This is a genomic window from Niastella koreensis GR20-10 (assembly GCF_000246855.1).
In the GTDB taxonomy this organism is placed as follows: domain Bacteria; phylum Bacteroidota; class Bacteroidia; order Chitinophagales; family Chitinophagaceae; genus Niastella; species Niastella koreensis.
This window is the reverse complement of record NC_016609.1, coordinates 7,336,764-7,349,748: the sequence shown is the minus strand read 5'-3', so window position 1 is coordinate 7,349,748 and position 12,985 is coordinate 7,336,764. Positions and strand designations below refer to the sequence as shown.

Here is a 12,985-nt window from a genome sequence, read left to right as displayed (position 1 = left end):
TAGCTATGGGACTCGATTCCGTAGAGATACTCGTGAATGTAGAAAATGCATTCGGTATCACTATTTCCAATTATGAAGCGGAGAAAATAGCCACTGTAGGAGATATTCATTGTCTGGTGTGGCGAACCCTCCAGGGCCGGCAAAGCATGCGATGCAAAACGCAGCAACTGTTTCACAAACTCCGCTATACCCTCGCCACCAAATTCAAAGTACCCAAAGAAACCATTGAGCTGGATGCTTCGCTGAATGAAATTTTCCCGGTAGCAAACCGGCGAATGCTGTACCGGAAACTCGAAAAAGAGCTGCAGTTAAAATTGCCGCCGCTGGTATTACCGCCGGGCTGGGTAGTTGTACTGCTGATTACGGGCTGTGTATTGATTATTGGAACCGGGGTTGTTTCCCTGGTGCTGGTGTTGCGGTTTAATTATACCCGCTGGTTGTATGTACTGCCGGTGCTGGCTATGCTATTAACAAAATTTATCTCCAACGTCCTTGATCCGGTAAGAACGGTTTTTGAACCTGCTGCTTTAAACGACTATGCCCGGTTGGTATTAACGCTCAACTACGGCACCATGGTGCAGGAAAACGGTACCAATCAAAAGGAGGTGGAACTGGTGATCGATCACATTATTGCCGATATAGCGGGGGTAGAAATACATGAAGTGACTCCTGAGAAACACCTGGGCTACGACCTGGGCATCGATTAACCGTTAAGCTGTATAATATTTGAATTATTTAATTTAAACAAAATGGCCTGCCGGGTGGTTATTGTTATTTTTATAACAATAAAAATTCAACTATGAATGATGTTGCCTTAGCTAACCAGCCTACCAAAGAACTGTTTATTAAAATGGTAGTTGATGCCTGGAACGCCTCCACTAACCAGGTTACAAAATTGTTTGATGAATTGAGTGATGAACAAATAATGGCCGAAGCCGCCCCCGGCAGAAACACCGGTATTTATTTGTTGGGTCATCTTACCGCCGTTACCGATAGAATGTTGCCATTATTAGGATTGGGCGAACGTTCATATGCACAACTGGATAAACCATTTTTGGCTACGCCCGACAAATCAGGCCAGGAAATACCTTCTGTACAGGAGTTGAAACAATACTGGAAGGAGGCTAATGCAAAACTGTCGGCTGCCATTGCCACTGTTTCGCCCGATGAGTGGTTAGCCAAACATACTTCCGTATCGGCAGAAGACTTTGCCAAAGAACCCCACCGCAATAAATTAAATGTGCTGATGAACAGAACCAATCACCAGAGCACACATTATGGTCAGCTTATTTATCTGAAACCTAAAAATTAGGAATACCTTTACCCGGCTGGCTAATAATGACACGACAGATGAAAAAGAAGATCGATCACATACTATATGCCCGTGAGAAGAAGATCACTGAAGAGGAAACTGTGCGACAATCCCTGCCCCATAAAGACTTTCGTTTTGCCAACCCTTTTATAGTTATACATCACGGCGGGCCGGTTATCTACCAGCCGGGACAACAGGCAAGGATCCACCCGCATCCACATCGCGGGTTTAGTCCGTATACAATTATGTTACAAGGTGAAGGCTTTCACCGCGACAATGCCGGTAATGATGAAATTATAAAAGCAGGCGGCGTGCAATGGATGTTTGCCGGCAGTGGTATTCTGCACAGCGAAGGGCCTACCAATGAACTGTTGGAAAAGGGCGGCGTACAGGAGCTCATTCAACTCTGGATAAATGCGCCCAAAGCCAATAAATGGGACAAGCCATTTTACCAGGCCGCCACTGCCGAACAGTTGCCGCGGGTGATCGATCAAGCGGGTGTGCAGTTCCGGCTGGCAAGCGGCGACTATAACGGTGAAACCGGGCCCATTCAAAACTTTACGCCCGTTATCTCCATGATCGGCGAAATAGAGGCTGGCAGGGAAATTGAATTGAATGCCCCACCTGATTACTGGACCCTTCTGTACGTGGTAAAGGGAAAGGTGAGGGTAAACGACCAGCCTGTAGACATGCATCACCTGGTAGTTTTTGATAAAGCCGCCGGGGAGATCGCAGTATCAGCTACTGAAAATGCCCAGCTCTTATTTTTAAGTGCCGAACCCCTTGACGAACCTGTTGCTGCAAAAGATAATTTTGTAATGAACACGGCCGAAGAAGTCGAACAGGCCATAGATGATTACAAAAATGGAAAGTTTGGAAGTTTAAGCTATTAAAATAACATTCATATGCAACCTAACATTGGGATCAAACCGGAGAATCTAACCGCTGTAGCGCACATTTTAAACGGTATACTGGCAGATGAATTTTTGCTGTACACCAAAACGCGTAATGCGCACTGGAATGTAGAAGGACCGGATTTTCACGACAAACACAAATTCTTTGAAGGTCAGTACGAGGCACTGGATGAGATCATGGATTCAGTAGCTGAACGCATTCGTAAACTGGGACATTATTCACCTGGAACGCTGAAAGATTTTTTAAAGCTCACGCACCTGACAGAACAAAGCCGCGAAAAAAACGACAGCCTTGGTTTTATTCGCGAATTACTGGAAGATCATGAGACTATCATCGTTTCCATGCGTGAAAACATCGACCGTATTGCCAATGAGTATAAAGATGCTGGTACCAGCGACTTTTTAACCGGCTTGATGGAAGAGCATGAAACAATGGCCTGGATGTTAAGGGCACATTTCCGGTAACAGAACTTTTAGTAATAGATTGAAAGGCCCCCCACCAACCTCTCCGCCAGCTGGCGGAGGAGGTAAGGAGGGGGGCTTCTTCTTTCATAGTAGCAGGTAGCGGGAAAGAAAAAGAGTTAATCATAATCAGATACGCGAACCGCAAACACACAACGGTTATCAGTACCATATTTCTGCGTTTCATACTCCGTTAAATTCCACAGATAGCCGGTGCCTGTTTCATAATACAGGTCTTCGGCGCCATGAGGCCAGCGGTAACGAACACCGGCTGCAGCCCCATCATTATAACGGGTAAGCCGGGCGGTTGAACCTTCGTAACTGCTGTTACCAGTTGTAGACATAAATGTTTTGGCGCCTGCGCGGTACACACCCTGAATGCCATTTACATTGGTATTGTCGTTATCGATGGGTGTAATTACCTCCGGCGCCGGGCTGGTAACAATTTGTCCGGAGGTATTTAAATGAAACCCGAACACTTTGGGAACTGCTGTTTCATCTTCTGTAATGTATTGACCGGTCCACAGCATGATGTCGGAGGCCGTAGTGCCGGTACCTGTTTCAATGCAGGAGAAAGGCGATGCATTGGTGATCTTGTAATAACCGGTTTCGGGCAGAATATAAGCATAGTTAAATGCCTGCAAGGTGCCATTTGTATCGGCCCCGCAGCGGGTTTCAGTAGCATCGCCCGCAGCAGATACAAATTGGGTGAGGTCAAATACGCGAATACCCAGTTTGGTATCGGCCACATACACCTTGCTGCCATAGCAGGCAATGCCGCCGCCGTGAATGGTTACCGGTGCATAAGAATCGAGTTGGGTATAGGGGTTGGTTGCTTTATACAATGCACTGTTCGACATATTGGCTTTGTTCTGTACCAATAGAATATGGCGATAGGTAATGTTACTCATGCTGGTGATATCAACCAGGGAGACCCGAACGCCCTTTTGCTGATTGTTCACGCCGGCAATATCATCGGGTCCAACGCCATACCAGGTGATGAGCAAATAATTTTTAGAACCCCAGGTAAAACCAGTGATCCCCTGCGGGCGCCAATCGGTAGTGCCTTCATCGCCATCGTTCCATTTAAACCCTTTTACCTGGTTGGCGGCAGGAATGTTAAACCCATAAACAGCAGTATAACCGCTGCTGGTACCCACCCGGTTTAAACTCAACTGATCGGGTGTTTTATAACCATAAGACGATAAAGTACTGACAAAGCTGCTTTCGTCGGTATAGGTAGCCGTTACATTGGCGGCTATGGAATTTACTACCGGAACCCGGGCTTTGTTGTTGGTGGTGGATGTGTCATCGGCAGGTGTTGGCTGCGTTTGTTTGGCGCAGGCAAGCAATGTTGTTGCAGCAATAGCTGCAACACAATACGTACGTACCTTCACAGGATTGTTTTTAGGTTAAATAAATATTGTGATTAGTCTGATTGTAGTTATAGACTCCGCAGGCGAATAAGTGGTACTATCGTTTATACTATTTTATTTTTCAACAAAACGCAGTACGCACGGTGTTTTAAGAGAATATTAAGTGTATGTGAAGTTTTGTAAAATTAACCTGCTGCCGTAGTATATATGTTGAAAAAGTATAACATAATTTAAAAAACTATGCGTAAAGGAGAAAGAATTATATTTTTGGGAATAAGAAAAAACGAACCCTATAACGAACTCCTGATTGCTTATGTATTTTGGAAACAGCTACCTGTATTACATTCCAGTTGCTCTGCAGGCCATTTGTGTTATTCATTGTTTGCGAAAAGGGAATCAGAATAAATGGATCTGGATCATCGTGTGCATACCTGTAATAGGAGCCCTGATTTACATTTTTACCGAAATGGTCAATGGCCGCCAGCTGAATAATGTAACTTCAGGTATGGGCTCGGTATTCAATCCGGGTGGGAGCATCAGGAAGCTGGAAGAACAATTGCGGTTTACAGATACTTTTCATAACCGCGTAGCGTTGGCAGATGCCTACCTGGCAGCGGCCCAAACAAACGATGCAATTGTTTTATACGAACAAAGCCTCACCGGCGTTTTTACAGAAAACGAACACGTACTAAAGCAGCTGATCATTGCATATGCCAATGTAGGCCGCTTTGCAGATATCCTGCCGCTTGCCAGGAAAATGTATAACTCGCCCCAGTTTGCCAAATCCAAGGCGCATATAATATATGCCATAGCCCTGGAAAAAACCGGGAACAATGAGCAGGCAGACAGGGAGTTTAAAACCATGAATGGCCGCTTTGCCTATTTTGAAGCAAGGTATCAGTATGCCCTCTTTTTACAAAGGGCCGGCCGTGCGCAGGAAGCGAAGGAGGTATTGGATGCCATGATCTATGAAGGCGGGCATTTAAGTGCGCGTGAACGCAGGGCCAATCACCAATGGATCAGTAATGCAAAAGACGAAGTAAGGAAAATGAATGCGGTAAGCAAATAAGTGCTCACAAAATAACGGTGACAAATTATTATTATCCTGTTTACTTCCTGTCTTCATAATCACAACGTATTTTGAAGTCGTGCAACTTGAACAATTTATACAGGATATTATACAGCAGGGAAAAGTCATTGTGGCCGGCCAGGTAATTCCATTTACTCAGGAAGATACACAACAAACAACCGAACACCTGCGGGCTTATTACGACAATCAGTTATCCGAACTAACCGGCCCGGTGCCGGCATTTCAACCAGAAGCGGCTGTATGGGCAGCAATTTATTTATATCGTGCGGTACAACTGACGGTGCTGCGCGAGCTGGGAGAAGATGCCGTAAACGGATTACTCACTTCTTTTACTGGTGCAGTTTCACCCGAAACCATTTTGTCGGTTGATTTAAGTTTTCGCTATTTACCCAATCTGCTGGGGCTGGCAAGGGGCCTGGCGCCGGAGGATGTATTGGTGAAACAAATACAGGCAGCAGCCATCCAATGGCCATTCTCGTCGGTTGGAATGAAGGTGACAGGGGAGATGAATGTGGAGGTGATTATGAATGACGCCTGTTTGCGCCGCGCCTATATCGATAGAATTATTGAAGCGCGTGACCGGAGCCGGTGTAATAATGACCTGGTAAACGAATATATAAGGGAAGCATTGGGCGATCATGGCCAAACCTTTTGGCCAGATTGGATACCCTTGCAAAAGGATCTGTCAGGTTCGCAATCACAGGCTGATAATGCGAGCTGTTAAGGCGGACCTGACAGGTCGGAATTAAAAGAATTGTAAGCATGGAAAACAAAAATGGTATCGATTTTCAATTGGTCGATAAAGTGAATGCGGTACTGCAGCACATTAAAAGCACCTTTGTTGGTAAAGATGATATTATTGACCTGATGGGAGTTTGCCTGGCAGGTCGTGAAAACCTGTTTTTACTGGGCCCGCCCGGAACCGCTAAAAGCGCCCTGGTGCGTGAACTGGCCCGGTTGCTACAAGGTAAAACATTTGAATACCTGCTAACCCGTTTTACAGAACCCAATGAATTGTTTGGTCCGTTTGACATCCGCCGTTTGCGCGATGGCGACCTGGTGACCAATACAGAAGGTATGCTGCCTGAAGCGCATTTGATCTTTCTGGATGAATTGCTCAACGCCAACAGCGCTATCCTGAACAGCCTGCTGATGGTATTGAACGAACGCATTTTCCGGCGCGGGCGTGAAACAAAGCACTTACCTGCTTTGATGATCGTGGGCGCCAGTAACCACCTGCCTGAAGAAGAAGCTTTACAGGCTTTGTTCGACCGCTTTCTGATCCGCGTGCGTTGCGATTATGTTGATCCGCATCATTTGAACGATGTGCTGGATGCCGGCTGGTTACTGGAACAAAAGAAAACCAGCGACATCCCCGGTATAGAAACGGAAGAGGTGCGTCAGTTGCAAAGTTTGATCCCGCTGGTTGATATGCAGGCGATTCGCTCGCATTACATCGACCTCATTGAGAAATTACGCAATGCCGGAGTACAGGTCTCTGACCGGCGTGCCGTGAAATTGCAGCGGTTGATCGCTGCCAGCGCTATTTTATGTAAGCGAACAAAAGCCTATCGCAGTGATATGTGGGTGTTGCGCTACATCTGGGATACCGATGAACAGCGTGAAGTAATTGCCGGTATTGTTAACGCTGAACTCCAGGAAGAAACAGAACAGGAACAACTGCATCCCAGGGCGGCCGTCAACAGCATGCCCAATGCAGATGACATTTATAAAGAGATAATGCAAATGACTGAGCAATGGAACCGTTCCGAAACCTCGGGCGCAGAACGTTCGGTTATAAAAGACAGACTGCGCTACCTGAATGGCCGTTGTGAATGGATCAGCAATGCAGACCAGAAGAAGTACGTATTAAAACCGATCGATGCACTCTGGCAACAAATAATGCATGCCGAATGAAGGAGCTAATAATGGTATTGTCACAAACCGATAAAGCAGCGCTGGGATCAGTACGCTGTTTACCTGGTTTGCAGGCAGCTGAAAGGGAGGGATTTATTTGGGTGCGCGGGATTGCTGTAAACAAGGAAATTGATCTGCGCATCAGACAACTGCCAAGTTTGCATACCTACACGCTGGATGCGGATGATTATTTATTTCCACCCCACGGCCTTACGCCGGTAGGAAAATTGCAGCCCATGACCTGGGCGCCATTATCAACTTATATTACGGTGACGCTGCCTGTATCGGCCCTGCCGGGTAAGATCAGTCAACAGGCACCCGTAAGATTGGTCCCTTCGCAACAATCGCAGCAAGGCAACTCCCTGCTCACTGATTTGCACACCTGGAAAGCGTATGGGGAAACGGCGCCGCTGGTGCGTTTGCAACAAACGCGTTTTGCAGTTTCGGAAGAAAATAAAGTATTGATCATAGGCGAACCATTACCGGCCCTGCCGGGAAGGGAATATATACTGCTAGATACCTTATTAATACCTTGTGGTTTTGAATTTGATCCCGCGGTTATAAGTAATTTGATTAGTTCGCAATTCAATCCCGATAACGACTCCTTCTTATTGTTTGATACTGATGGTACCTGGCAGGAAATTCCCAAAGATGCATTTGTACAAACTACCCGCAGTGCCATCCGTTTAACAAAAGGGGGGAACGATGGATAACCTGACGTTGGGCCTGATCGATTACTTTCAGGCTCCCCATAAATATTTTTGGCGTTGGGCCGATGGTGGCCAGGTAATTGAATGGCGGGATGGCGATACTATTTGTTACCGCGATGAACTGATGCCTATTCTAAAACATTTGTCAAAAGATGGATTGCCCGCCTTCGGCGCCATCTTATTAGTGATCAGTGCCTGTAAGGAACGGGCTGATACACCTGCTGCCAAAGGCGGCATCCCCATGAGTATGTTGCGCCTGTTGGATTACCAGCAAAAGAACAGCGAAAAGCTGGGTGGGATGAAAGACCAGATGTTGAAGGCCATACGATTCTTGCAATATGTAGCAGCGCTACCACTGGAATTAAGGACGGGAAATAACAGGACCTGGTTGCTGCACCTGGTTTTTGGAAAGGTAGCGGAACTAATTTCAATTGAAGCTGCAAGCCAGCTTGTTGATGTTTTTAACAGCGGCCAATATGATTATGAAATTTTCAGGGAACCTCCCTATGATTACGATGAGATGGGGGATGAAGTTTCGGGGAACCATGGCGGTAGTCACGTTAAGCGAACCTTTAGTCAGGACATAGAGGCGTTACACCAAGCCCTGATGGCATTCCCTACAGCCCAGGAACTGGAAGTGGCGGTTAGAAGTGGCATCCGGAAATTACCCCAGGCTGTAGCGCTGGAAATACCCAGCCTGGAAACCGGCGATCTGCTGGAGCAACTGGAAGAGGACGACCGCACTACCGGCCTGGTGCAATTGACAAAACGCCTGATTGCCGCCCTGAACATTCCCATGCATGCGCATGGCAGCAGCGATCAGTTGTTTGGCGGCGTATCGGATATTACCAACCGGGGCAATTTCGATCGGCTGTTGCTAAGCGAACTGGCGCATGATGACCTGTCGTTAATGGCCAGGCTGGCTAATAATGAAGCCCTGTACCTGCGCCGCGAAGAATTGCCCTCCAACCCCGAAAAGCAACGGATCTTATTAGTTGATACCACTTTAAAGATGTGGGGCCTGCCCCGCGTATTTGCCGTATCGGCTGCACTGGCCTGCGCCCATAATAATAAAGCAAAAGCGCGCATTGCATCCTATGCATTGTCAGGAACCGGCTATTATGACATTGACCTAACCACTAAAGATGGCGTAGTAAATGCGCTGGAACAACTGGATGCTGCCTTGCACTGCGGTCGGGGGCTTTCACAATTTGTGAGCCAGCAGGCCATGCGGGAAGAAGACGAGGTGTTCTTAATAACAGAAGAAGCAGGTACGCACGGCATCTTGTTTCAATCTATCCTGGCTTCTTTAAAAAAGCCGGTGAATTTTTTAGTTACGGTTAGCAGAAGCGGTGAGTTGCGATTTTATGAATACATCAAAGGGCGTAAAAAACAATTGAGCGAAGCGCGGTTCGATCTGCAGGAATTGTTATTCCCTGCGACCGCGCCCAAAAAGGAAAAAAGCGTCAGGAAAAACAGGAGCTTGTTACATGCGCCTGCCTTTATGCAATACCTGCCGGGTCCGCTGTTTTTACCAGCATCTAAAATAAAATTCAATGCCGACTGTTTCTTTGAAGTGAAAAAAAACCACCTGGTTTGTGTTACCATCGACCAGCGGGTTTTATACTGGAACAATAGAATGCGGGGCGCCAGGGAGATCATCGAATACCTGGAGTTTGGCCAGATTTGTTTTGGCTCAGCTGGCGACACTACTTTATACATCCTCGTTTATTCGGGTGGCCCAAAGTATGTGCGGCTGTACGAAGTGGATCTGGAATCGGGTACCGTAGAAATCACTAAATTACCGGATACCATAACCGGGCTGGCCGAAATGGTTTTTGACGAAGGCTACTTTTATGTTAAGACAGCTAACGAGCTGTTTGCTATAGAAGCTTCGACAGGTAAAGCATATCCCGGCAAAGACCGGATAGGCGTTTTTACCCTGATGCTGGAGCGGAATAGAAAAGCATTCGGGAACGTAAACCTGAACTTCTATAAAAAATTTGTGAATGAGGGGTACACTACCATCAATACCGTAAAGGGTGTTTATTTGAATGCAGATGGAGAATTGGGATTTGACGAACGGCACATTTCTTTACGGTCACGTAGTGAGAAAATAAATGAAATGATCGTCATTGAACAAAATCGTCAGGAAAAAGGCAAAAACACCGTGGCATTGGAAGCAATAAAAAGAGAGATGCCTGTTATTGACCTACCTAATACTTACCTTAAATTCTCCAGATTTATATGGCCCGAAGGGAGTGAAGTAGTGGCAGATTCGAGGGGTCTTTTGCATTTAAAAAGCGCAGATAGCTCCATTGGTGAAATTACCATTGTGATGATCGTTGGCAAGCCAACTGCCTGCTGGTCTTCAGATGGCAACGTTTGCGGCTCACCCTATTTTACCGGCAAGGCTGGCACAGAAGGCGCTGCGGTAACCGCCTTTTATGAAAATTATATTCAACGGTTCATAGACAGAATCAAAAAATATGCAACTAACGCTTAAATATAATGAGCATGCCACGCAGGCGTTAAGCGCTGCCTTTATCCGGGGCAACGATCCTGGCGTATGGTTGCAGGAGATAAACGCCTGGCAGGTACCATTGGATAAACTGGTATGTTTTGTTGTTGCTGAAAACAATAACCCGGTCAATGCGGCTGGTTTGTTTGTTATTTTCGGCAGGGAAAAAATGCCCGCGTTATTGCAGGTTATGCATCCTTATACCGTGCTGGGTGGTAAATTGTATCTACCGGTTAATGCGGAATTATCGCCCGCCATCAGCGAATCAGAATTGCAATCCCTGTTGATCTGGGATTACCAGGTTTTTCATCCAACCATCGGGTTTATAGGGTTTGAAAGATCAGACCGGATTAACCTGGCTGATCTGTTGGAATATACGGAACCCCGGAATGTTTACTGGGGATATGCGCAGGCAGGCCTGCAACCCTGGATACCCTTGAACCAGATTGGTGTACAGCGTCTGACAGCGGAGGAAGTTTTTGAATCTTTCAAAGAGCACATCGGTAATAAGCCGCTTACAGATATTCCGAAATCAAATAAGAGCGAAGTGCCGGGCTGGCTGAACAATCCATTCGCCAGCGGGCTTTTTAAAGGCGTATTCACCGTGCTCAGCGGGTTAAATTCCCTACTGCCTCAAGGCTTGTTGGGCAGCAGTGGAAGTGGAGAGAATGGGCGTGACGAAGGTAAAAGTCCGGGTTTGTTTAGAAAGTTCATAAACTGGATGGAAGAAAAGATCGAGGACCTGGAAAAACAACGTGACAGTGAATTAAAGCGCCTGTCGGACATGTTCGATAAGAATATCGAAGAGGCCTTGCAATATGCCATTCCATTAAACAGCCCTTATTTAAGCAGGGGTACCGGCAGGCAATCGGGCAGTTTAACAAAACGTTCCACCCAGTTCAACCTGGGCCGGCTCGGCGGCGGTCATGCAGTGGATGGCTGGAATGTAGATAATTATTACAGCGAGTTACGGGCTAAGTACCTGAAAGCGGCGCAGAAAGCAATCGAGGAGAAAGATTTTAAAAAGGCAGCCTACATCTATGCGCAATTATTGGGCGATTATAATTCAGCAGCTGCCACCTTGAGGCAGGGCAGATATTACCGCGAAGCAGCGGTGTTGTATAAAGAGCATTTAAAGAATCTTTCTATGGCGGCCTCCTGTTATGAAGAAGGTGGGTTGCTGACAGATGCCATTGAGTTATATACCGAATTGGGCCAACATGAAAAAGCAGGCGATCTATACAGGGACATGGGGCAGGAAGAACCAGCCCTTAACTGCTATGAAAAATGTGTAGTGGCCGCAGCCGCCAATAAAGATTACCTGGAAGAGTCGCGATTGGTAATTGATAAAATAGGCAATAAACCCAGGGCGAAGAAAGTATTGTTAAGCGGCTGGAACGATGTAAAGCAACCCGAAGCCTGCCTGGTAAAATACTTTGAGCTGGCGGCTGATGACAATAAAGAAGAAATACATTCGGTGGTGAAAGCATTCTATGCCAATAACAAGGTGGTCAATAAAGAAATGGCTTTCCTGAATGTAATAGACAAGGTAAATCAAAAGTATAAAACAACAGAACTGGAAAATACCTGCCAGGGTATTGCTTATGAAATCGTGAGTGAGCAGGTGAGTGCCGGCAACCCGGCCAGTTTACATGTGCTCAGGAATTTTGTAACAGGCGATCAGTTGTTGACGCCCGATTGTTACCGGTTCCTGCATACGATAAAGGATGCCCCCAAACAAAAACCGGCGCCTCGTCAATTTAAGTTGATGAATGACGTGCATTGGAAAAAGACAATTACCTGGAATAACCAATTGCTGGTTTGGGGAGTGAAGCCATCAGGAATGGTGCTGGCAAGAATGAATTGGGATGGGTATATAGAATATTTTAGCTGGTATGAGAAACTAAGTTTGGATACGCCTATTGTTGCTCTGGCAGATCCCGGACATGCAAACCGGATCTTGTTATATGGCTTCGATGAACCGCTAACGGAAAAATGTTTGCCTAAGAATAAACATTTTCAGGATGAGTTGATAGTTAGCTGCCCTGATTTTTTAGGCTCCAAAGCGGTAGGTATATGTATGCATCAGGGAGAAATTGTTGTTTTAAATCGTGGAATAGATCTTTCTAAAATTTTCCTGATCCGCTATTCGTTGAAGGGTGAGGAACTGGAAGACGTTCCTTGTACCTATACTGGTGAGGGGTATGGTCCGCCAAGAGATCTTGTTCGTGAAATGATCTGGTGTGATGGTAATTATTATTTGATCTGCCGAAACCTTTTGTTGCGTATTTCTGAGCTAGGCACAATAGATGTTTTGTACCAGGCTGATGCGCCTATTCACAAAATGGTAGTCAATCAACAGCATGATGGATCTTTAACCGTGGGTCTTGGGGTCAATAATAAGGTTTTGTTTGTAATACAAGATCAGGGGGAGACACATACTATTACTATTGACATAGAGGTTGTGGAGGTTGAAGTTCTTTTTGATAGTCGTTTTGTTGTTGCCGGTAAAAAAAATGTATTGGTCTATGATGGTTCTGTCTTTAGTAAGATTTGGGAGCATGAGGTTGAAAATGAGATAATCGCTGTTTTTCCCGGCACCAATCGTGACCAACTAGGCGTTTTGGAATCAAATGGAAAGATAACTTTGCATGATATCAGGGAGTAAAGGGCGGGATCTAAC

General features: G+C 46.1%; 11 protein-coding genes. 10 read left to right on the top strand and 1 reads right to left on the bottom strand.

Features of this window, described 5'->3' with window-relative positions:
* The first annotated feature begins 5 nt into the window (after positions 1-5).
* The 4 genes from NIAKO_RS29065 to NIAKO_RS29050 all read left to right on the top strand — a co-directional run bounded on the left by NIAKO_RS29065 (position 6) and on the right by NIAKO_RS29050 (position 2,691).
* Positions 6-707, top strand: a complete 702-nt coding sequence (locus NIAKO_RS29065) for an acyl carrier protein (protein ID WP_014222046.1) — start codon at positions 6-8, stop codon at positions 705-707.
* A gap of 92 nt (positions 708-799) precedes the next feature.
* On the top strand, positions 800-1,312 hold the full coding sequence (locus NIAKO_RS29060) for a DinB family protein (RefSeq protein ID WP_014222045.1): 513 nt from the start codon (positions 800-802) through the stop codon (positions 1,310-1,312).
* 38 nt (positions 1,313-1,350) lie between these two features.
* On the top strand, positions 1,351-2,205 hold the full coding sequence (locus NIAKO_RS29055) for a pirin family protein (protein WP_014222044.1): 855 nt from the start codon (positions 1,351-1,353) through the stop codon (positions 2,203-2,205).
* Positions 2,206-2,217: 12 nt separating this feature from the next.
* The gene (locus tag NIAKO_RS29050) at positions 2,218-2,691 is read left to right on the top strand and encodes a Dps family protein (protein ID WP_014222043.1); all 474 of its coding nucleotides are present in this window, start codon (positions 2,218-2,220) and stop codon (positions 2,689-2,691) included.
* Between the two features lie 116 nt (positions 2,692-2,807).
* Here the strand turns inward: NIAKO_RS29050 and NIAKO_RS29045 are convergent, their stop codons facing one another.
* Entirely contained in the window at positions 2,808-4,085 is a 1,278-nt protein-coding gene (locus tag NIAKO_RS29045) for a hypothetical protein (RefSeq protein ID WP_014222042.1), read from the bottom strand.
* 292 nt (positions 4,086-4,377) lie between these two features.
* Here NIAKO_RS29045 and NIAKO_RS29040 point away from each other — a divergent pair, with 292 nt between their 5' ends.
* The 6 genes from NIAKO_RS29040 (at position 4,378) to NIAKO_RS29015 (ending at position 12,970) form a co-directional block, all read left to right on the top strand.
* Positions 4,378-5,133, top strand: a complete 756-nt coding sequence (locus NIAKO_RS29040; RefSeq protein WP_014222041.1) for a PLDc N-terminal domain-containing protein — start codon at positions 4,378-4,380, stop codon at positions 5,131-5,133.
* Positions 5,134-5,212: 79 nt separating this feature from the next.
* Positions 5,213-5,878, top strand: a complete 666-nt coding sequence (locus NIAKO_RS29035; RefSeq protein ID WP_041347439.1) for a hypothetical protein — start codon at positions 5,213-5,215, stop codon at positions 5,876-5,878.
* Positions 5,879-5,916: 38 nt separating this feature from the next.
* Positions 5,917-7,071, top strand: a complete 1,155-nt coding sequence (locus NIAKO_RS29030) for an AAA family ATPase (RefSeq protein ID WP_014222039.1) — start codon at positions 5,917-5,919, stop codon at positions 7,069-7,071.
* Positions 7,068-7,784, top strand: a complete 717-nt coding sequence (locus tag NIAKO_RS29025) for a hypothetical protein (protein ID WP_014222038.1) — start codon at positions 7,068-7,070, stop codon at positions 7,782-7,784. The genes NIAKO_RS29030 and NIAKO_RS29025 overlap by 4 nt, the downstream gene beginning before the upstream one ends.
* Positions 7,777-10,287: a hypothetical protein gene (locus NIAKO_RS29020; protein WP_014222037.1), complete on the top strand. Its 2,511-nt coding sequence runs from the start codon at positions 7,777-7,779 to the stop codon at positions 10,285-10,287. Before NIAKO_RS29025 ends, NIAKO_RS29020 begins: the two co-directional genes overlap by 8 nt.
* A complete protein-coding gene (locus NIAKO_RS29015) occupies positions 10,271-12,970 on the top strand; it encodes a cyclic nucleotide-binding protein (protein ID WP_014222036.1) in 2,700 nt (899 codons plus the stop codon). The genes NIAKO_RS29020 and NIAKO_RS29015 overlap by 17 nt, the downstream gene beginning before the upstream one ends.
* Positions 12,971-12,985 lie beyond the last annotated feature (15 nt).